We start from the raw sequence: 20,765 nt of genomic DNA on the forward strand, positions 1-20,765 counted from the left end.
GTCCGAATCGGACGGGCGCACAGTCGTTCCGGTCAGCGACGGTCAGTTGACCTGACGTCCGGTGCCCTCCCAGTAGCGCGCCCGCAACGCCTTCTTGTCCGGCTTACCCAACGGGCTCAACGGAATACTGTCCGCGAACTCGACCGTCTTGGGCGAGTACACCGCACCCTTGTGCTCCTTGACCAGCGCCTGCAACTCCTCGACCGCCACCGTTTTACCGGGTCGCAGCACCACGATCGCGGTGACCGACTCGCCCCACTTCTCGTCCGGCACACCGATCACCGCCGCGGCGGCCACCGCGGGATGCGCGGACAGCACGTCCTCGACCTCACGCGGGAAGACGTTGAATCCGCCCGAGACGATCATGTCCTTCTTGCGATCGACGATATACAGGTAGCCCTCGTCGTCCTTGCGAGCCACGTCACCGGTGTGCAGCCAGCCGAATTTGGTTGCCTCGGCGGTCTGTTCGGGCTTGTTCAGGTAGCCCTGCATGATCAGCGGACCGCGCACGCAGATCTCACCGGGCTCGCCGTCGGGCACCTCGTTGCCCTCGTCGTCCAGCAGCGCCACGTGCAGCCACGGCACCGGACGCCCGCAGCTGGACAGGCGCTCGGGGCGGCTCAGATCGTGATCGGCCTTGCGCAGCGCCGAAATCGCCATCGGGCATTCGGCCTGACCGTAGAACTGGAAGAAGATCGGGCCGAACCGTTCGACGGCCTCGGCCAGCCGCGCCGGGGAGATGGCCGAGGCGCCGTAGAAGACGGTCTCCAGGCTCGACAGATCGTACTTGTCCAGGTCCGGGTAGTCCAACAGGGCGTAGAGCATCGTCGGCACGAGCATCGTCGCGGTGATCTTGTACTTCTCGATCGCCTTGCACAGCTTCTCCGGATTGAATCCGGGCAGCACCACGATCGAACCGCCGCGCATACTCGTCGGATTCCAGAACGCGCCGCCCGCGTGGCTCAGCGGCGTGCAGACCAGGAACCTGGTCTCGCGGGGCCATTCCCATTCGGTCATCTGGATGCGCAGCATGGTCGCGGTGCCGCGGTTGCTGATCTGCACGCCCTTGGGCTTGCCGGTGGTGCCTCCGGTGTACGCGAGGCTGAACACATCGTCCAGGCTCGTGGTGGGGCCGACGAGTTTCTGCGGCTCGAACTTCTCGGACTCGGCCAGCAGATCGGTGCCCGCCTCGGTGGGCCCGAAGGCGAGCAGATTTTTCAGGCCCGGAACCCGCGGGGCGAGCTGGGCGGCCCGCTCCTCGAAGGCGCTCGGGTCGTAGACCAGGGTGTCGATGCCCGCATCCTCGAGCACGTAGGCGTGATCTTCCAGCGACCCCATCGGATGCAACGCCATCGACCGGATGCCGGACAACGCGTTGGCGCCCTGCGCGATCAGCACCTCGGGCCGGTTCGCGGACAGAATCGCGATCGCCGAACCGGCTGCGATGCCCAGGGCCGCATACGCCTGGGTGAAACGGCTGATCTGATCGCGGACCTGCCGGTAGGTGAGCTCGGCGTCCCCGACGTACATCGCCGTCCGATCGGCATAGCGATCCAGGGACCGGATCAGGATGTCGACCGGCAGCGGTTCACGGTGCAGGTAGTCGAGCTCGTCGTGCTGCGGGATGACAGGTGCCATCGGTCATGCGCCTTTCGCTGGGTACCGGACACCTCCAAGTTAGAACACGTTATAGAAATTGCCTAGCGGAACCGCTCAGACAGCAGCCAGCCGCACCGGAAGTCCGGCCACGTCGTTCTGCGTGAGAACCGGCAGATTGTGCAGTTCCTCGACCGGAACGGCCAGGTCCAGATCCGGGAAACGCTCGAACAGCGCGGGCAGGGCGATCGCGGCCTCGAGCCGGGCCAGGGCCGCACCCGGGCAGATGTGCGGGCCGTAGCCGAAGGAGATGTTGCGGTGCGCGGTCGGGCGGGTGATGTCGAAATCGTCGGCGTCCGCACCGTGCACCGCCAGGTCGCGGCCGATCGCACGATACGACATGACCACGCCCTCCCCCTTCTCGATCACGGTGTCGTCCACGGCGATGTCCTCGGTCGCGAACCGCATGAGCAGGTGGATCACCGGACCATCCCAGCGCAGGGTCTCCTCGATCACCTGCTTCCACTCGATCTCGCCGCTGCGCACCTGCTTCAGCTGATCGGGATGGGTCAGCAGCGCGCGCACGGCGGAGATGATCAGGCTGACCGTGGTCTCGTGCCCGGCGGCGATCAGGGCGCGCAGATTGCCCTCGATCTCCTCCTCGGTCAGCGGCTCACCACCCTCGTCGGCCTGGATGAACGCACTGGTCAGATCGTCGGTGGGGTGCGCGACGCGCTCGCGCACCATGGCGGTGAAGTACCCGACCATCTCCTCGATGATCCGCAGTCGCTCCTGCTGCGGGGTCAGCAGCGAGAAGAACGCCTTCCACCGCTCGAGCAGCATCGGATGATCCGCGCGATCCACGCCCATCAGTTCGCTGATCACGCGCATCGGCAGCGGATAGGCGAAAACCGCCTTCAGATCCACGATCTCGCCGCCACTCCCCGCCGCGGCGAGATCATCCAGAAGTTCGATGGTGAATCGTTCGATCATGGGCCGCAACGCCTCGAGCCGCCGCGGCGTGAGCGCCTGGGTGGTCTTGATCCGCAGCCGGCGATGTTCGGGTCCGTCGACGGTGAACATCGATCGGCCCGCGTCGATCATGCCGATCAGCGGCCACTCCCGGGTGACCGTGCCGGAGTTCCACAGCGACCAGGATCCGATGTCCTTGACCAGCCGCGGATCGACCAGCAGCTGCCGGGCGATCTGATGATCGGTCACCGTCCAGGCCGGGACGCCCAGCAGTTCGATGCGAGTCAGCGGACCCTCGTCGCGTAATCGCGTGGTCTCTCCGGCCAGATCGCCGATCATCGGGTCGATGACGAGCGGGCATTGTTTGCTCACGAAATACCTCCGACTGCACGAACCGGTGTGAAATTGACTGGGAGCGAGGACATTCCACGAAGGAACGGCGAGGGCCTGCGCACCAGGTTGTGCGCCGGAACCGCCAGATCGATATCGGGCAGCCGATCCAGCAGCACCTCGATACCGGTCCGCGCGATGATCTCGGCGATCTGCTGCGCCGGGAACGGACAGCGGTATTCACCATGACTGAACGCGAAATGCGCACTGTTGCCCGCGTGCACGAGATCCGCGCCCTCACCCAGATGCGCGCGCACGTGCGGATCCGCGTTGGCCGCGCCCAAACCCAGCAGCAGCATGTCTCCGGAGCGAATCACCTTGTCCGCCAACCGGGTATCGCGTGAAGCCCAACGCCCCGCGAGGATCTGATTGGGTGCGTCCTCCCAGAGCGCCTCGTTCATGGCCTGGTCCACGCTGCGCCGCCCGCCACCGAACGCGACGGCGAAACGCTCGTCGGTCAGCATCAGGCCCAGCGAGTTGATCAGCCAGTCCGCCGTGGTCAGATGTCCCGCGGCCAGCACCGCCTGCACGTCGTAGCCGTACTCCTCGTCGGTGAACGGCTCCGGGAATTCGAGCATCGCGGTGATCATGTTGTGGCCCGGACGTTCTCGTTCCCGATGCACCCGGCCGTGCGCGAGTTCGGTGAACCGCTGATAGGCCGCCTGTGCCTGAACGCCGCCGTCGGCGAGGGTCTTCATCGCCCACGCGAGTTCGGGAGCCTCCTCGTCGGAGAAGCCCATCAGCCGCGCCAACGCCAGCACCGGCAGCGGCTCGGCGAATTCGGAGACCAGCTCGGCCTCGCCGCGCCCGCAGAAGACGTCGACCATCCGATCGGCGAGATCCTCACAGGTACTGCGCAATTCGAACGGGTCGATGGATTCCAGCGCCGGTTCCACCATCGCCACGTGCCGACGGTGCTCCGCGCCCGCGGTGAAGTAGATCGAGGGAATCGGCTGCCCGACCATCGGCAACAACGGCCAGTCCGGCGGGATGTTCGGCCACTGATTCCACAGTGCGACGTTGCGCGGGAACAGATCCGGATCACTGGTCACCTGATGCAGTTCCCGGTAGCCGATGACCAGCCACGCCGGAATCCCGCCCGCCAACTCGACCGCCACCACCGGCCCGTGCGCACTGCGCATCTCCTCGTAGAGCCGATGCGGGTCGGTGTGGAACCGCGGCCCGCTCAGGGGCACCACCGCGGACTCCGGGTGCACCGGGCAGCCGCCGATGTGGTCGTATCCGGCTTCGGGCGTTGTCATGGCGCGGACTCCGGGGTCGGGACGGCACCTGCGTAGAGATGCTCGACGAGGGTGATCAGGACCTGCTTGCCCGAATCTCGGGAGCGGGCGTCGCATTGCACCAGCGGCACGTGCGGATCCAGGTCCAGTGCGGCGCGCACCTCCTCGGGATCGGTGAATCGGGCGCCGAAGTCGTTGCACGCCACCACGAACGGCGTGCGCTGATATTCGAGCCGGTCGATCGCGTACCAGCAGTCGGCGATCCGGTTGGGGTCCACGAGCACGATCGCGCCGAGCGCACCGGTGAACAGCCGGTCCCACAGGAACCAGAACCGCTCCTGACCGGGTGCGCCGAACAGGTACAGCACATGTTCGGCATCGATGGTGATGCGGCCGAAGTCGAAAGCCACCGTGGTGGTCGACTTTCCGGGCACGGCGGACGAATCATCCACGCCCGCTGCGGTATCGGTCATCGTCGCCTCGGTGTCCAGCGGCCGGATCTCGCTGACCGACCGCACCATGGTGGTCTTGCCGACCCCGAAACCACCCACGATGACGATCTTCAGCCCGTGCTGCGCGGTGTCCTGCAGCGGCGCGTCGGAACGGGCGGGCTGATCAAAGTTTGCGGAGTCCAACAAGCACCTTCTCGAGGGTGGAGGCATCGGCTACCCCGGTCCACCCCGCATCGCGGTCGGTGGAGCCGGAATACGGATGCCGCACGGTGATCCGACCGGCGTGCAGCAGATCCGACAGCAGGATCGTGACGATGCCGACCGGCAGACGCAGTTCGGCGGCGATCTCCACCACCGCGGTCGGAGCCCGGCACATGTCCAGGATCGCGACGTGTTCGGATTGCATGCCCGGGGTGGGGGCGCATTCGCTGACCACGAGGGTGACCAGGTCGAACGCGTCGGAATCGGGTTTGCTGCGGCCGCCGGTGAGCGTATAGAGCCGATCGGGCCCCTCGTCCCGGACAGACCTGCTCATCGCGGATACCTCACGCTGTCCCCCCGTTGCGCGGTTGGGCCACCAGATGGTGGCCGAGTTGTTCGACCAGTTCGGCCATGTTGTGCCCGACCAGACCCGCGTCGGCCTCCTCGTTCGCGACCACCGCGAGATGCGTGCCCAGCCCCGACTGCACGATGAACAGGATTCCGCCGTGGAATTCGGTCATCGATTGGCGCACACCGCCTTTGGCGTCACCGAATTCGACCGACGCACCGTGCGACAGACTCTGGATACCCGCGGCGATGGCGGCCAGTTGATCGGCCTTGTCGATGGACAGCTCCGGCGTATGGCACATCTTGAGCCCGTCGCTGGACAGCAGCAGCGCATGACGTGCCTGCGGGGTGCGAGACAGCAGCTGTTCGAGCAGCCAGCCCAGCTGGGACGGCGCGGATGTCGTCATGGTTCGTTCTCCACGGTCGGGGACGGGGTGGTGGTGACCGCGGTGTCGCGCCCGCTGATCGCGCGCTGGAATGCCCCCAGCGCAGAGGGTTTCAGCGGCCGGGAGACCGGCACGCTCGGCGGCTCGGCGGGCTCGCCCGGCCCCTCGGGATGTACGGCGGCCATGGTGCTGCCCTTGCGTCGTTTCGGCAGCGGCGATGCGGTTGGGGCCGTGGCGGTCTCGGCCGACACCGCGGCCGGCGCGAGCGCATGCGCGGCGGTATCCGACCGCGCGGCGGGTAGCTGCTGGAATTCGGCGCGGGAGGAGGCGATCGAGACCGCCGCGGGTGCACCGCGATCCACCCGGACGATCAGATCGCGCGGCACCACCACGACCACCGCGGTGCCACCGATCGCCGAGGGCCGATAGGACACCCGCAGACCGTGCTTGCGAGCCAGGTGGCCGACCACCGCGAGACCGAGCCGAGTTCCGGTGAGCGAGGACAGATCCGAGCGCTCCCCCGGTCCGGCGCCGGCCACCGCCTCCTCGGCGCGACGCAGCGCGGACTCGCTCATCACCAGACCGCTGTCCTCGATCGTGACCACCATGCCCGCAGGCACTTCGGCGGCGTAGACGTGCACCTCGGTCGTCGGCGGGGAGAAGTTGCAGGCGTTGTCCAGCAGTTCGGCCAGCGCGTGCATCACGCCCTCGGCCGCGTGCCCGGCGACGCCGATATCGGCGATGACGCGCAATCGGATTCGCTGATATCCGGCGATCCGGCCCATCGAGCCGCGCAGAATCGACTCCATCGCAATGGGTTTGGCCCACCGTCGTCCGGTGCGCGCACCACTGAGCACCGCGATGCTGTCCGCGAGGCGACCGGCCTGCGCGGTGCGGTGATCCAGTTGCAGCAGGTCGGCGAGCACCTTCGGTTCGCCGTGACGGTGTTCCATCTCGCGCAGTTCGGCCAGCATGCTGGTGGTCATGGCCTGCATCCGCCCGGCCGCGCCCGCGAAGGCGGCCAGTGCCGAGGCGCGGCGGCGGTCGCTGTGCCGCACCTGTGCGGCCCGGTCCACCACGGCCCGCTCGGCGGCCTCGATCCGCAGGGCGGCATCCTCACCCACCGCGACCAGCTGCGCCGAAAGTTCCTCGCGCACAGCGCCGACCCGCGCGGTGGCCTCCCGGTGCACCGCTTCGAGAGTCCGCTCGGCCTCCTCGGCCAGCGCCCGGTACCGGCGCGCCTGCGCCGCGTAATACACCCCGGTAGCTGCGATCGCGCACACCACCACAGCAGCCGCACTACAACCGATCGCCATCGATACACGCTCGTCGACGGGCGTGACGAACACCGCTCCCAGCACCGCGACCGCCGCGACGACCGCGCACGCGCCGAACGCACCCCCGGCCGCACGCAGATCTCGATTGCCGGAACCGGCAGCCTGACCGCTCTGCGGATTTACTGATACGGCCAACTTCTGCACTTTCCGTTTCGTAACCGACCATTAAACGAAACAGCCCGGGCGTACACCCCGTATACACCCGAATCCCCTGTTAGAGACCCTGATTCATTACGCGCAGCAGCATAACCCGACGGGCAGCACGCCGCCACCCGACGAGATCCGACTCGGTCGAGTTACGATCCGGCATTGCCCGCCGGATGAAAGATTCGTCTTGAAGTTTGAACCATAAGTACCCCAAGGATTCACGCAGAAAACCTAGGACATCCGAACATCTTCACCTCTCGTTCGATATGCCCGATTCACGCCGATAACGCCGCAATCACACGCCGATCACGGTGTGGCACAGCGCAGCTCGCCGGTCGGCCACCCGCCTCGCGGACGTGCGTGTGCAACCCCTCCGGGGAGCCGCACACGCACGCAAGTTACCCGCGCATCACACCGGCATCCGGTCGCCGCGCACCCGGTCAGCGAGCACCGAGCAGATGCTCCAGGGCCAGCTGATCGAGCCGCTCGAAGGCCATTCCCCGCCGTCCCGCGGCCTCCGGATCGAACTCCTCGAAGCTGGCGCGGTCCGCCAGCAGCCCCGCCAGACCGTCCGCCGCGGTGGGCACCGCCAGCTCGTTCACGCGCGAATCCCGCAGGGCCTCTTGCACCTCCGGATCGGCGCGGAATGCCTTGGCGCGGTCGGCCAGGATGAGATAGTTCCGCATACATCCGGCCGCCGCGGCCCATACCCCGGCGAAATCCTCGGTGCGCGCGGGCTTGAAATCGAAATGGCGCGGACCCTGATAGTCGCTGCGCTCGAGCAGGTCCACCAGCCAGAATGCCTGACGCACATCCCCCGCGCCGAAACGCAGGTCCTGATCGTATTTCGGGCCGGTCTGGCCGTTGAGGTCGATATGGAAGAGTTTGCCGTGCCACAGCGCCTGGGCGATGCCGTGCGGGAAATTCAATCCGGCCATCTGCTCATGTCCCACTTCGGGATTCAGGCCGAACAGTTCCGGGAATTCCAGCTCGTCGATGAAGGCCAGCGCGTGGCCGATGGTCGGCAGCAGGATGTCCCCGCGCGGCTCGTTCGGCTTGGGCTCGATGGCGAAGCGGAGGTCGTAGCCCTGTTCGCGAACATGGGTGGCGAGCAGGTCGAACGCCTCCTTCAGCCGATCCAGCGCCAGTCGAACGTCCTTGGCCCCGCCGGATTCGGCCCCGTCCCGACCACCCCAGGCGACGTAGGTGGACGCACCCAGCTCGACGGCCAGATCGATATTGCGCAGGGTCTTGCGCAGGGCATATCGCCGCACATCGCGATCGTTGGCGGTGAACGCGCCGTCCTTGAACACCGGGTGGGTGAACAGATTGGTGGTGGCCATCGGCACGGCCAGGCCGAACTTGTCCAGCGCCGCACGGAAGCGCGTAATGATCTGCGCGCGTTCGGATTCCGAGGCGTCGAACGGGATCACATCGTTGTCGTGGAAGGTGATGCCGTACGCACCCAGCTCGGCCAGGCGCTCGATCGATTCCACCGGATCCAGGGCCGGGCGCGTCGCATCGCCGAACGGGTCGCGACCCTGCCAGCCGACGGTCCACAGGCCGAAGGTGAAGCGGTCGGCGGGGGTGGGAGTGAACCTGCTCATGGGCGGCTCCGAACTCTGCGCGGGATCGGGAATCCCTATTTGTAAAGTCGAAAAACAAATATAGTGGGCGGTGACCGGGATGGGAAGACCGTCCGCACGAGCACGGCAGGAGCGTGATCATGGCTGTTCAACGCGTCGTCATCGGCGTCGACAGCTCGACGCAGGCGACCAAGGCGCTGGCGGTCGATATGGACTCGGGCGAGGTACTCGGCCAGGGGCGCGCACCGCATACGGTCAGTAGGGGCGAGGCGCGCGAGAGCGATCCGCGGCAGTGGTGGTCGGCGCTGTGCGCGGCCGTCGAGGAGACCGGGTATGCCGCACGGGCCGAGGCGATGTCGATCGGCGGTCAGCAGCACGGTCTGGTGACCTTGGATGCTTCGGGCGAGCCGGTTCGTCCCGCATTACTGTGGAACGACGTGCGTTCCGCACCCCAGGCCGCGGCGCTCGTCGAACGATTCGGCGCGCAGTGGTGGGCCGAACGCACGGGCTCGGTGCCCAACGCCTCGTTCACGGCCGCCAAGTGGGCCTGGCTCCGCGAGAACGAACCGCGCAATGCCGAAAATGTTGCGGCCGTGCGTCTTCCGCACGACTACCTCACCGAGCGTCTCACCGGCGTCGGGGCGACCGATCGGGGTGATGTCTCCGGCACGGCCTGGTGGTCACCCTCGGGATACGACGACGAGGTACTCGCGGCGATCGGGCTGGATTCCGCGACGCTTCCCGCCCTCGCGCCGCCGGACCGCGCGGTGGGCCTGTCACGCACGAATGGTCCTGTACCGCAAGGAATCCCGGTCGGGGTGGGCACCGGCGACAATATGGCCGCAGCACTGGGCCTCGGGTTGGAGCCGGGCACACCGGTACTGAGCCTGGGCACTTCCGGCACCGTGTACGCCCGCACCCTCGTCCGCCCGTGCGATCCCACCGGCGTGGTCGCCGGATTCGCCGACGCCGGAGGCGACTGGCTGCCGCTGGCGTGCACACTGAACTGCACCCAGGCAATCGACCGCATCGCGACGCTGCTGAGCCTGGACCGGGAGCAGGTGGAACCGGGCGGCAGCGCGGTCGTCCTGCCGTATCTCGACGGCGAGCGCACTCCCCGCCTGCCCTCCGCGAGCGGATTGATCCACGGTCTGCGCCACGACACGACTCCCGGTCAGGTATTGCAGGCCGCCTATGACGGCGCGGTGTATTCCCTGCTCGCGGCACTCGAATCGGTTCTGACACCCGGCGTCGCATCCGGTCCCGCTACACCGGCGAACCAGGATGCCACGCCCAGAACATCGCCGGACCAGGACGCCCCGCTGCTCCTGATCGGCGGCGGCGCACGCGGAACGGCCTGGCAGCAGACGGTCCTGCGCCTGTCCGGCCGCGCGGTTCGCATCCCGCCCGCAGGGGAACTGGTCGCCCTCGGCGCGGCCGCGCAAGCCGCAGCATTGTTGACCGGTGAGGATCCCTACGCGGTCGCGCGCCGCTGGGGCACCGCCGAAGGCCCACTGCTGGAACCGATTCCGCGAGACGTCGCGGCCTGCGAAAAGCTCGCCGAAACCCTCGCAGCCGCCACCCCGCTACTCGACACCCCCGCACCACACCCATCCACTCCGGTGAGCGCCGAATGATCGGCCACCCGCACTCGCGGACGCACACGCCACGCCCGACCTTCGGCAACACATCCCCGCGACCGCAGGCGGTAGCCCCGCGGCCCCGCCCGATCGCGGACGCCTCGTGAGCGGCACACGACCGAACATGCACGGAATGAATGCCGTACGGCACAGCGGCACTGCACATTTCGCCGATACCTCTACTCCCGGCCCGGCTGCCTCACAGCTCGGCATGCGCAGGCACAACCTCGCACTGGTATTGCGGATCGTCGCCACGCACACCGATCTCTCCCGGGCGGACGTAGCAGCCCGCACGGGACTGACCCGCGCGGCGGTCTCGAGCCTGGTCGACGAGCTGATCGCCGCCGAACTCGTCCGCGAGGGCCCCACGGCCTCCTCGGGACGCGCGGGACGTCCCGGGCGCACACTGACGCTCAACGACAGCGGCCCCGCCGGATTCGGCCTGGAGATCGGAGTCGGCCACCTCGGCGCATGCGTCGTCGATCTGCGTGGTGAGGTGCGAGTGTGGCGACGCGTCGAACGCGCCAACGCACACCGCGATCCCGCCGACGTCCTTGCCGCACTGGCGGATCTGGCCACCGAGGCGCGGACCGAGGCCGAATCGTCGGGACTGCGCCCGCTGTCTCCGATGCTGTCGGCGCCCGGCCTGTCCGGCCCGGGACCCGCAATGCTCACGCACGCACCGAATCTCGGCTGGCACGACGTGCCGATCGCGACGCTCTGGCCCGGCCCCGACACCCCGCAACTGGAGAACGAGGCCAATCTCGGAGCCCTCGCCGAACTGTGGACCGCGCACGCACCCGCCAATTTCCTGCACGTCTCGGCCGAGGCCGGAATCGGCGCGGCCCTGGTCATCGACGGACGGCTCTACAGCGGATCACGTGGTTTCGCCGGAGAACTCGGCCATATGCCGGTCCATCCGGACGGACCGCACTGCACCTGCGGCAGCCGCGGCTGCCTCGAGCTGTACGCGAATCAGGAGGCGGTCCTGCATGCGGCCGGTCTGCCAGAACCGACCGCCACCGACCCGGTCACCGTCCTGACCGAACACGCCCGCGCCGGACATCCGGGCGCGCTGGACGCGATCGAACGCGCCGGCGACGCACTGGGCATCGCGCTGGCCGGTGCGATCGGCCTGTTCGACCCCGCCGCGGTGATTCTCGGTGGCGCCTACGCCGAACTCGGCGCCTGGCTGCTGCCGCGCATTCGCCGACAGCTCGAAACCCGGCTCACCGTAAGACCTTTCGACGTGCAGACGGTCACCGCCTCACCGCTGGGCCGACGTGGCCCGATCCTCGGCGCGGCCCTGCACACGATCCGGGAGATCCTGCGAAATCCGGCCGCCCTCGGTTAGTACCGGCACAGGTCATTCCGGCTGCGTCGACAGGGCCGGGCCGAATGTGCGGTGCGCATTGGCGACCACGGTTCTGCCGAAAGCCAGATTGCCCGCGGCTCCGACCGCCGCACCGATTCCGATCGGCAGCGCCTTGCCGAACAAGAGCACTCCGCGTCTGAGGATGAATTGGACGATGAACTTCTTCGCCATGGCATTGTCGACATTGCGCACGACCGGGATCTTGTCGGCGACGATATCGGCCCAATCCCTGGCCGACTGACTCGCGTTCTTGCCCAGGATCTCCGTGCCGCTCTCACCGAGCACGACACCGACGACCAAGGCGCGCTGCTGGTTCGGCGACATCGATTCCATACCGTGCAGGGCACCCACCGACGCGGCGTACAGCGCGGAGGCTTCCAGGAAGAAGACGGATTCGATTCCGCTGGCCGCCAATCCGATCAGCGTGCCCACCCCGGGGACCACGGCCGACAGGCCCGCGATGGTGCCGCTGGCGGTGACGACGATCAGATACCTCGACTCCAGCCGCTTCTCGATGTCCTCGGGCGAACGGTCCGGATGCCGCCGCCGCATCCGGTCGACATATTTCGCCGCCAACGGCGCCTGCACCCCGGTCCCGCCGCGCAAGAGCAATTCGACAGACTTCTGTATTGCGCGTTCGAACATGACGGCGTTCCTTTCCCTGGCCCGACGCGTTCGTCTCGACACCGCTCGATCTCGCCGAGCATATCGGAGCGCGGTGACACCGGCAGGCAACGCTGAGCCCGGTTGTCACACTCACTGTCCGAGTGCAGTTGTCGCATCAGAGGCGTCATCGAACGGCCGCGGTTCCGAGACCACCTGCATTCAAAAGGTTTTCAGCGATGCCAGTCCGGAGACCACGGTGCCGAGACCGGCGGTGCGAGCGGTTCGGCACACCGCGACAGCGGCGGCGAGATCCTGTACCGCGGACCCGATGGATTTGAAGACCGTGATGTCGTCGGATCCGGAGCGTCCCGGTGTCTCGCCACGCAGCAACTCGGTCAGCGTCGGTACGGTCGTCACGCGGTTCGGATCATCTGCGCTCCAGTCCGAAACATCACCCGACGATGCGGCGACAGTGCTTGCGGGAACGTCGAATACGACCTTTCCTGCTCGCCGGAACACCTCGGCATCGAGCTCCCGGATCGCAGGAAGAGTCGATCCGATCGAGATCACATGCTGCCCCTGTTCGAGCCACTCCGCACGCAACGCAACCGCCCCACCCGGTCCGGTATTCGTCGCGACCACGACAATATCCGCTCCCGCCACAGCCTCCGATGGAGCACCGACAGGCACGACATCGATATCCAGCTCGGCACTCATCCGCGCCGCGAACGCCTCTCGACGAGCCGAGCGAGGACTGAACACCCTGGCCCGCCGAATCTTTCGCACCGACGCCACCGCCGCAAGATTCGTCTCGGCCTCCAGTCCGGACCCGATCACGCCGACGACATCCGCATCGGCGCGGGCCAGATGCCTGGTCGCCACCCCGGATACGGCCCCGGTCCGGGCGGCGGTCAAATAAGCGGCGTCGAGTACGCCGAGGGTCTGTCCGGTCTCGATATCGCAGAGCAGCAACAGATATCGCACACCGCGCTCGAACGAGCCATGGAACATCTTCAGCCCCAGCACCCCGGCCGGTCCGTGGATGGCAGGCAGTACCCGGAAGAACGTCCCCTCGATCCCCAGATCGGCGCGCGGCGGCAGATCCACCTCGGGTCCAGCAGCCTCCCGCAGCACCTCCTGCACCGTATCCACGAGCGTCTTCATATCGCAGGCCCGGCGCACCTGCTCATCACTCAACAGCAGCGTCGCACCTTCGGGCATCGCGACCGATTCCATGGTTCACCTCGCTGAACGACTCGATCCCCCGCGTCCCGGCGGGACGATTTCGAGCCTATCATCATTAGTGACCATTGGTCACTAATGTGCGCGTGACGCACCCCTCCACCCGTCTCGTAAGGTCCTGACATGGCCGATTCCGCGACAACCCGCCCTCCGGGCCGTCCCGCGCAGATCAGCTGCGAGCAGATCGTCGACGCTGCCCTGTCCGCCGGGAACCTGGACACCCTGACGATGCGCGAACTCGCGAGCCGCCTCGAAGTCACCCACGGCGCGCTGTATCGCTGGGTGAAGAATCGAGATCAGCTGTTCGACCTGGTCAGCGAGGTGCTGATCGATCGCATCCTGCCGTCGGAGGGTCCGCGGGGCGAACAGTGGCGCCCCTGGCTCGCCCGGGTCGCCTGGGCCATGCACGACCAGTTCCTGGCGGTCCCCGGTTACGCGACCCGCATCGCCCGGCCGCACCGGCACACGACCGAATCCTTCGGCCGGATCCGCGCCGCGGTGATCACCGCCTTCACCGAGGCAGGCCTGGCTCCCGAACTGGCCGAGCAGAGCTGGTACATCTTCATCACCTCAGTGGTGAGCTGGCTTGCGGCCCAGGAGAATCCGCTCGATCTGGGCGAGCGCGCCCCCCGCTTCGAACTGTTCCTCGACGCTCTGCTGCGCGGCCTGCCCGCCCGTGAACCCGGCGCGGTCCGCGACTGAACGGCGAGCCTTCCCGCACCGCATTCACCGACCCGGCATGCTGTCATCCGAGACGGGTGAACTCTGTGAGAAAGGCATCCCCGCATGCGCATCGTGGCCGATATCCTGGTCGGACTCCTCGCGGTCCTGCACATCTACATCATGATCACGGAGATGTTCCTGTGGACCACCCCGCGCGTGCGGGCCTCGTTCGGCAGCACCGCCGAATTCGCCGAGCAGACCAAGGTGCTGGCCGCGAATCAGGGCCTCTACAACGGCTTTCTGGCCGCGGGCCTGATCTGGAGTCTGATCGCCGGCGACCCGGTCGGCCATGACGCGGCGATCTTCTTCACCGCCTGCGTCGTGGTCGCGGGACTCTACGGCGGCTTCACCGCCGGGCGGCGCATCCTTCTGGTTCAGGCGCTGCCCGGCGCGATATCCCTGATCGCGGTGCTGCTGGCGGGCTGAGACCGAAGCTTCGTTTGGCCTCCGGCAGCGCGAACTGCGCGGGCTCGAAGGTGAAGACGTGATACCGCCGCTCGCCGACGCTGAATCCGGGCACCTCGGTCATTCCGTAATGGCGGTGCACGGCAAGCGATTTCCGATTCGCGTCCTCGACGAAGGCAACGCCCAGATCGAACCGGTCACGCAACTGCGCACCGAGTTCCCGCAACAGCAGGCTCAGCACTCCACGTCCCTGGAAGGACGGGTCGACCGCAGCCGGGCCGTAGAGGAAAATCCGCTGGTCACCCACCGCCGCCCGCGCAGCCTCGAGGGTGCGACGCGGCGGGCCGTCGGGCGGATCGACGGCTCCGGAGGTCATCGCGAACCCCGCGAGCCGATCGCCCTCCTCCGCAAGAAATACGCCCGTCCCGGCCTCGAACCGGGCGAGCACCGCCTCGTCCATCGTGCCCTGCACGAAGCCGCGCTCGGCCCGCTCGTCCGGCGACAGCCCGTCGCCACGCGCGGCTGCCATCAGGCGCAGTATCGCGGCGCGATCGTCCGGTCCCGATCGGCGTACTCGGATCGTCATGCGCCGATCATCGCAGGCCCGCCGGTCCGTGCCGTCGCGACCCCGGGTGATCAGCCGAAGTTCGACCCGGCGGTCATACCGCCGTCGGCGACGAATTCCGAACCGTTGCAGTAGCTGGACTCCTCCGAGGCGAGGAAGACCACCAGACTCGTCACCTCTTCGGGAAGACCCAGGCGCGCGAGCGGATTGGCCGATCGATCCACGGCCGGGGCGGCACCCGGCTCGGCAACCGGAGCCCCGATCATCGGCGTCATGATGCCGCCCGGATGCACCGAGTTGACCCGCACGCCGTGCGGAGCCAGTTCCAGCGCAGCGGATTTGGTGAGCCCGCGCACGCCGAACTTGGATGCGGTGTACGCGTGCATCCCCGCGACGCCCTGCATCCCCGCGGCGGAGGAAATATTGATCACCGACGCCGGACGCGAGTCCACCAGCGTGTCCCGGGCCGCGCTCAGACCGAGGAACGGTCCGGTCAGATTCACCGAAAGTACACGCTCCCATTGCTTTTCGGTGTAGACGCCCAGCGGGCCGCCGTCCAGCAGACCGGCATTGTTGACCAGGACGTTGAGGCCGCCGAACCGCTCGACCGCGGTCTCGACCGCCGCCGCCCAGTCATCGGCGCGAGTCACGTCGAGATGCACGAAGACGGTTCGCTCGCCGAGTTCGGCCGCCAGCCGCTCACCGGCATCGTCGGCGATATCGCCCAGCACCACTGCCGCGCCCTCGGCGACGAAGGCGCGCGCATGCGATGCGCCCATCCCCCCGGCCGCGCCGGTGATCAGCGCGATACGTCCGGTCAATCGTCCTGCCACAGTTGCAAACTCCTCGTTCGGTCGGTCGGGTGAAGTCTCGTCGGGTCAGTCCGCGGATGCGGGCTGCTCCAGCCGCAGTACGCAGCGGGTGGTGGTGTAGATGGTGGGCATGCATTCGTTGCAGTGGATGCACGCCGATCGGGTCGCGGGATCGGATTGGATGCGGCGCAACAGATCCGGTTCCCGCAGCAGTGCGCGGCCCATGGCCACGAAGTCGAAGCCCTCGGCCCGCGCGAGCTGCATCGTCTCCAGATTCGTGATGCCGCCCAACAGAATCAGCGGCAGCGACAGCTCGCGGCGGAACTGCCGGGCCAGATCCAGCAGGTAGGCGTCGCGATACGGGTATTCGCGCAGGAACTTCTTGCCCACCACGCGAAAACCCCATCGCGTCGGCACCGGCAGCGTCTTCGCGAACGCGGCGCGCGGCGCATCGCCGTGGAACAGCAGCATCGGATTGAGCAGCGAACTTCCGGCCGTCAGCTCCAGCGCGTCCAGGCAGCCGTCCTGTTCCAGCCAGGCGGCGACCTGGAGTGACGCGGCCAGGCCGAAACCGCCGCGCACGCCGTCCTCCATATTCAATTTGGCCGTCACCGCCAGCCGCCCGCCCACCGCGTCGCGGACCGCACGGGCGATCTCGCGCGCCAGCCGGGCGCGGTTCTCGTCGGATCCGCCGTACCGATCTTTGCGCCGGTTCAGCAGCGGACTCAGGAACGAACTCGCCAGATAGTTGTGCCCGAAGTGGATCTCCACCGCGTCGAATCCGGCCTGCTCGGCATAGCGGGCCGCATCGGCATGTGCCGCAACGAGTTCGGCGATCTCCGACTCGTCGGGCACCTTCATCATCCGCATACCCAGCGGGCTGAACATCCGGCTGGGCGCCAGGGCGGGCACTCGGTTGGACGCGGCGTTCGCGACCGGTCCGGCGTGACCGAGCTGAGCGCTGGCCGCCGCGCCCTCGGCATGCACCGCATCGGTGAGCCTGCGCAGTCCGGGCAGCGCCTCCGGGCGCATCCAGATCTGATGCCGGTCGGTGCGACCGCCCGGAGCGACGGCGCAGTAGGCGACGGTCGTCATACCGACACCGCCGGAAGCGATTTCACGGTGGAAGTCGATCAGCTCGTCGGTCACCAGGGCGTCCGGCGTGCGGCCCTCGAAGGTCGCGGCCTTGATCACCCTGTTGCGCAACGTGATCGGACCGAGTTGCGCGGGTGTGAAGATGTCGTTCATCGTTCTTCTCCTGTGGGAGCGGTCAATCCGGCCACCACGAAGTCGCGCAGTGTCGCCACCGCATCCGTGGACAGGTCGGAGCCCTGTGATTCGAGATTGCCGAATCGCATGATGATCAGGTCGAAGGCGAGCATCCAGCGGCGGCGGCTCTCGCGTTCGCCCAGTCCGGGCAGCAGCCCGTCCCAGGTGTCGAGCAGGAACCACGGCCGACTGAATCCCATCGGGCGGCGGCCGAGCACGAATTGCGCCATCAACCGCAGGTGCAACCGCCCGACCGGATCGGCGGCCAGCTCCACGAACGGCTCGATCACCGCGTCCACGACCTCGGCCACCCCGGCTCGCCGCGCGGCCAGCTCGGTGAGCCGGGCATCCCACAGCGCACCGAGCCGATCCTCGATCAGCGCCGCGACGAGCGCCTCCTTGGAGCCGAAATGGTAATGCACCGCAGCGGAATTCGCGCCCGCCGCCGCGCAGATACCACGCACGGACACCTCGTCGTACCGCCCGGTCAGCAGCAGCTGTTCCGCGGCGGTGAGCAGCCGCTCACGAGTACCCGCCGAGTTCTCGACCTGCTCAGCCATGTCACCGAGTCAAACACATTTCAAACGGTGATTCAATCACTGATTGACCAGCCCGCCTGAGGACATCATCTAACACCCAACGCGTGATTGTTAGACAAACTTCGAGAGAGCGGCGCGGCTAGCCGACCCCACCCACGACCCATTGGGCCGACTACCGTCGAAAGTCTTGTGGCTGCGACCAATGAATGTTAACTTCGAAGACCAGATTGTTAGACAATAATCGAGTAGATCACGTGGGATGTCGCCCCGGACAGCCCGGGACGTTCGCGCCACGGCGAAGTGCTCGAACGCCAGACCGGTGGCTGCGGGATCCGTTGTGCCCGTGGGTAGGTCAAGGAGACGAAGATGTCGACTATCCAGGGCGATCCGACGCCGGACGCGCTCGAATCCCGGCGGACCCGCAACGCGGTATTCGGTGCGGCGTTCGGGTTCTTCGTCGATATGTACGACGTGTACCTGCCGACGGTGACGCTCGTGCCCGCGATGATCTACTTCATCCCCGCCGACATGCCGCCGAACACGAAGGCGGTCACCTCGGCACTGGTCTTCGTCGCGACCCTGCTCGGACGGCCGGTGGGCTCGATGATCTTCGGCTACTTCGCCGATACGGTCGGCCGGCGGCGGGTGACGCTCTGGGCGGTGGCCGGATGCACGGTGACGACCGCGCTCATCGCGGTTCTGCCCGGTTACGCCGATATCGGCATCGCCAGCACGGCCCTGCTGATCGTGCTGCGATTCGTGGACGGGGTGTTCATGGGTGGCGGGTACACCGGATCGACGCCGCTGGCCATGGAGGCATCACCGAAGGGTCGGCGCGGTTGGTACGGCGGTTTCATCGGCGGCGGCTCGGCACTGGCCAACTGCGTGATCGCGGTGGCGACCCTGGTGGTGCTGCAATTCGCCCACGAGGGTGGTCCGCATGCGGCATATACGGTGTGGGGCTGGCGAATTCCGTTCGGGTTCGGCGCGGTGCTGTCGATCATCTTCCTCGTCTACTACGCACGGTCCGTGGACGAGTCGGCGGCCTGGAAGTCGACCCGGAAAGCGAAGAATCCGATTCGCGAGATCGTGCTGGGGTCGCAGCGTCGCGACTTCCTGCAGATATTCGTGCTGATGACCGGGGTGTGGTTCGCGTCGAGTATGGCCTCGGGAATTCTGCCCACCGCGCTGCACGAGGACAGTCACCTCACCGCGACGCAGGTCACCGGCGTCCTGGTCATCGCGCAGGGGATCCACGCGCTGTTCTTTCCGTTCCTGGGACAGCTCAGCGAACGGATCGGCAGACGACGTTTCATCGCCTGGAACGGTGTGGCTGTCGCCGTGATCTGCGCGGGCAGCTTCGCGCTACTGGCTCTCGGCTGGTCGAGCGGATTCTTCACACTCGTGGTGGTCGCGCTGGTCATCCGGATGACCGGTGGAAGTGTCTTCGCGGTGACACCGTCGTATCTGTGCGAGCGTTTCCCGGTCGCCGCACGTGGCACCGGTTTCGGACTCGGTTACAGCACACCGCTTCTGGTCACCTCGTTCTACGCCTACTACCAGAATTGGCTGGGACACCTGATACCGCGCGATTTCACCCCGGCCGTACTGCTCGTGCTCGGCGGCGTGCTGATTACCGGCGGCGCGCTGCTCGGTCCCGAGACGCGCCATGCCGATCTGTCGGACGCCTCTGCCCGGATCGAGGGAAATATCGCGGTCGGGTGAGTCTCGGTAAGCGGTACCGCGACTACCCCAGCGCACCGTCCATGCCCTAACGTCCGCAGAGATCGCACTCGACCGGTGAGAAAGGGCGGACCCTCCGCGATGGCCGACTTGACATACGAGAACACGTTGCGGGAGTTGCACACCGACGAAGGAGTGTTGCGGTATCACGAGGCCGGTGACGGCCCGCCGCTGCTGATGCTGCACGGTTCCGGGCCCGGTGTCACCGGGTGGCGCAACTACCGTGGCAACCTCGCGGTCTTCGCCGAGCATTTCCGTTGTCTGGTACTGGAATTCCCGGGATTCGGGGTGAGCGATCCGACCGATCAGCACCCGATGATGGCCGCGCCCGCGGCGGTGGTGCGTTTCCTGGCCGGGCTGGGCCTGGAACAGGTCGACGTGATCGGCAACTCGATGGGCGGCATCGTCGCCGCGAATCTCGCTATCACACAACCGAATCTGTTCCGCCGCATCGTCACCATCGGCGGCGTCGGCCGCAACATCCTGAGCCCCGGCCCCGGCGAAGGCATCAACCTGCTGATGGACTTCACCGACAACCCCACCCGCGAATCCCTGATCAGCTGGCTGCACTCGATGGTCTACGACCGCACCATCGTCACCGAGGAGATGATCGAGGAACGCTGGGCCCTGGCCACCGAGCCGAAGACATTGGAATCGGCCCGCCGCATGTACAGCCGCAAGGCCATGACCGCCACCGCCGCAGCAGCCGCCGCCTCCGACCAGCCCCCGTACTGGGCCATGCTCCACAAGATCACCGCCCCCACCCTCATCACCTGGGGCCGCGACGACCGAGTAAGCCCCGTCGACATGGCCCTACTCCCCCTGCGCACCCTCCCCCGCGGCGAAATCCACATCTTCCCGAACTGCGGGCACTGGGTGATGATCGAGCAGAAAGCGGCGTGGGAAAGCGCGGTCCTCGCCTTCCTCACGCGACCGGACTGGGACTGAATCTCGCTGGGGGCCGGTCGTTTCCGGCCCCCACGCGAATCCCTCGGGCGCTCAATCACATCCGGGAAGATCGAAGCTGTCCGAATCGCCGGACCGCAACCGATACTGCCGGATACACTCCGAACCGCAGAACACACGTCCGTCGTATCGCTCGATCACCCGATTGCGACATCCACACCAGTCGCACCACAGATCGTCCGCCTGGCTCATCGTTCTCCCCTCACATCCCGAAGTGGGGTTGA

Annotated in this window: 20 protein-coding genes; 6 read left to right on the forward strand and 14 right to left on the reverse strand. The window is 67.2% G+C overall.

The features are described from left to right. Positions 1–42 precede the first annotated feature (42 nt). The 8 genes from ON40_RS16345 to xylA all read right to left on the reverse strand — a co-directional run bounded on the left by ON40_RS16345 (position 43) and on the right by xylA (position 8,677). Positions 43–1,638: an AMP-binding protein gene (locus ON40_RS16345; RefSeq protein ID WP_083895676.1), complete on the reverse strand. Its 1,596-nt coding sequence runs from the start codon at positions 1,636–1,638 to the stop codon at positions 43–45. Positions 1,639–1,713: 75 nt separating this feature from the next. Beyond that, positions 1,714–2,940 (reverse strand): cytochrome P450 family protein, encoded by a 1,227-nt coding sequence (locus ON40_RS16350; protein WP_040823316.1) that lies wholly within the window; start codon positions 2,938–2,940, stop codon positions 1,714–1,716. Beyond that, positions 2,937–4,220 (reverse strand): cytochrome P450 family protein, encoded by a 1,284-nt coding sequence (locus tag ON40_RS16355; RefSeq protein WP_040823318.1) that lies wholly within the window; start codon positions 4,218–4,220, stop codon positions 2,937–2,939. Before ON40_RS16355 ends, ON40_RS16350 begins: the two co-directional genes overlap by 4 nt. Further along, positions 4,217–4,834: a GTP-binding protein gene (locus tag ON40_RS16360; protein ID WP_040823320.1), complete on the reverse strand. Its 618-nt coding sequence runs from the start codon at positions 4,832–4,834 to the stop codon at positions 4,217–4,219. Before ON40_RS16360 ends, ON40_RS16355 begins: the two co-directional genes overlap by 4 nt. Beyond that, positions 4,815–5,186 (reverse strand): DUF742 domain-containing protein, encoded by a 372-nt coding sequence (locus tag ON40_RS16365; RefSeq protein WP_040823322.1) that lies wholly within the window; start codon positions 5,184–5,186, stop codon positions 4,815–4,817. Before ON40_RS16365 ends, ON40_RS16360 begins: the two co-directional genes overlap by 20 nt. Before the next feature lie 10 nt (positions 5,187–5,196). Beyond that, positions 5,197–5,607, reverse strand: coding sequence for a roadblock/LC7 domain-containing protein (locus tag ON40_RS16370; protein ID WP_040823323.1), 411 nt, complete (start codon positions 5,605–5,607; stop codon positions 5,197–5,199). Beyond that, positions 5,604–7,058, reverse strand: coding sequence for a sensor histidine kinase (locus ON40_RS16375; RefSeq protein ID WP_245567829.1), 1,455 nt, complete (start codon positions 7,056–7,058; stop codon positions 5,604–5,606). The genes ON40_RS16370 and ON40_RS16375 overlap by 4 nt, the downstream gene beginning before the upstream one ends. Positions 7,059–7,510: 452 nt before the next feature. Beyond that, positions 7,511–8,677, reverse strand: a complete 1,167-nt coding sequence (gene xylA / locus ON40_RS16380) for a xylose isomerase (RefSeq protein ID WP_040823325.1) — start codon at positions 8,675–8,677, stop codon at positions 7,511–7,513. A gap of 119 nt (positions 8,678–8,796) precedes the next feature. On the opposite strand from xylA, the gene xylB reads away from it, so the two are divergent. Both xylB and ON40_RS16390 read left to right on the forward strand, forming a co-directional pair. Continuing rightward, positions 8,797–10,293, forward strand: coding sequence for a xylulokinase (gene xylB / locus ON40_RS16385; protein ID WP_040824316.1), 1,497 nt, complete (start codon positions 8,797–8,799; stop codon positions 10,291–10,293). Positions 10,294–10,429: 136 nt separating this feature from the next. Next, complete coding sequence (locus ON40_RS16390) at positions 10,430–11,650, forward strand: ROK family transcriptional regulator (RefSeq protein WP_040823326.1); 1,221 nt, start codon at positions 10,430–10,432, stop codon at positions 11,648–11,650. Between the two features lie 12 nt (positions 11,651–11,662). Here the strand turns inward: ON40_RS16390 and ON40_RS16395 are convergent, their stop codons facing one another. Continuing rightward, positions 11,663–12,316: a YbdD/YjiX family protein gene (locus ON40_RS16395; protein ID WP_040823327.1), complete on the reverse strand. Its 654-nt coding sequence runs from the start codon at positions 12,314–12,316 to the stop codon at positions 11,663–11,665. Between the two features lie 180 nt (positions 12,317–12,496). Continuing rightward, positions 12,497–13,513, reverse strand: coding sequence for an ornithine cyclodeaminase family protein (locus ON40_RS16400; protein WP_040823329.1), 1,017 nt, complete (start codon positions 13,511–13,513; stop codon positions 12,497–12,499). 129 nt (positions 13,514–13,642) lie between these two features. On the opposite strand from ON40_RS16400, the gene ON40_RS16405 reads away from it, so the two are divergent. Together ON40_RS16405 and ON40_RS16410 are read left to right on the forward strand one after the other, a co-directional pair. Further along, positions 13,643–14,221 carry a TetR/AcrR family transcriptional regulator gene (locus tag ON40_RS16405; protein WP_040823330.1) on the forward strand — a complete coding sequence of 193 codons (579 nt, stop codon included), beginning with the start codon at positions 13,643–13,645 and terminating at the stop codon, positions 14,219–14,221. 84 nt (positions 14,222–14,305) lie between these two features. Further along, complete coding sequence (locus tag ON40_RS16410) at positions 14,306–14,668, forward strand: DUF1304 domain-containing protein (protein ID WP_040823333.1); 363 nt, start codon at positions 14,306–14,308, stop codon at positions 14,666–14,668. Here the strand turns inward: ON40_RS16410 and ON40_RS49865 are convergent. The 4 genes from ON40_RS49865 to ON40_RS16430 are packed head-to-tail and all read right to left on the reverse strand — an operon-like array spanning position 14,589 to position 17,853. Beyond that, positions 14,589–15,233 (reverse strand): GNAT family N-acetyltransferase, encoded by a 645-nt coding sequence (locus ON40_RS49865; protein ID WP_083895678.1) that lies wholly within the window; start codon positions 15,231–15,233, stop codon positions 14,589–14,591. The two genes, ON40_RS16410 and ON40_RS49865, sit on opposite strands and share 80 nt — an antisense overlap. 50 nt (positions 15,234–15,283) lie before the next feature. Beyond that, positions 15,284–16,045 (reverse strand): glucose 1-dehydrogenase, encoded by a 762-nt coding sequence (locus ON40_RS16420; RefSeq protein ID WP_040823336.1) that lies wholly within the window; start codon positions 16,043–16,045, stop codon positions 15,284–15,286. Between the two features lie 45 nt (positions 16,046–16,090). Beyond that, on the reverse strand, positions 16,091–17,272 hold the full coding sequence (locus ON40_RS16425) for an NADH:flavin oxidoreductase (RefSeq protein ID WP_040823338.1): 1,182 nt from the start codon (positions 17,270–17,272) through the stop codon (positions 16,091–16,093). Then, positions 17,269–17,853, reverse strand: coding sequence for a TetR/AcrR family transcriptional regulator (locus ON40_RS16430; RefSeq protein ID WP_040823341.1), 585 nt, complete (start codon positions 17,851–17,853; stop codon positions 17,269–17,271). The genes ON40_RS16425 and ON40_RS16430 overlap by 4 nt, the downstream gene beginning before the upstream one ends. A gap of 345 nt (positions 17,854–18,198) precedes the next feature. Here ON40_RS16430 and ON40_RS16435 point away from each other — a divergent pair, with 345 nt between their 5' ends. Continuing rightward, a complete protein-coding gene (locus ON40_RS16435) occupies positions 18,199–19,557 on the forward strand; it encodes an MFS transporter (protein ID WP_040823342.1) in 1,359 nt (452 codons plus the stop codon). 99 nt (positions 19,558–19,656) lie between these two features. Continuing rightward, positions 19,657–20,523, forward strand: coding sequence for an alpha/beta fold hydrolase (locus ON40_RS16440; RefSeq protein WP_040823345.1), 867 nt, complete (start codon positions 19,657–19,659; stop codon positions 20,521–20,523). Positions 20,524–20,765 lie beyond the last annotated feature (242 nt).

The sequence above is a fragment of the Nocardia jiangxiensis NBRC 101359 genome (assembly GCF_000308615.1).
GTDB lineage: Bacteria > Actinomycetota > Actinomycetes > Mycobacteriales > Mycobacteriaceae > Nocardia > Nocardia jiangxiensis.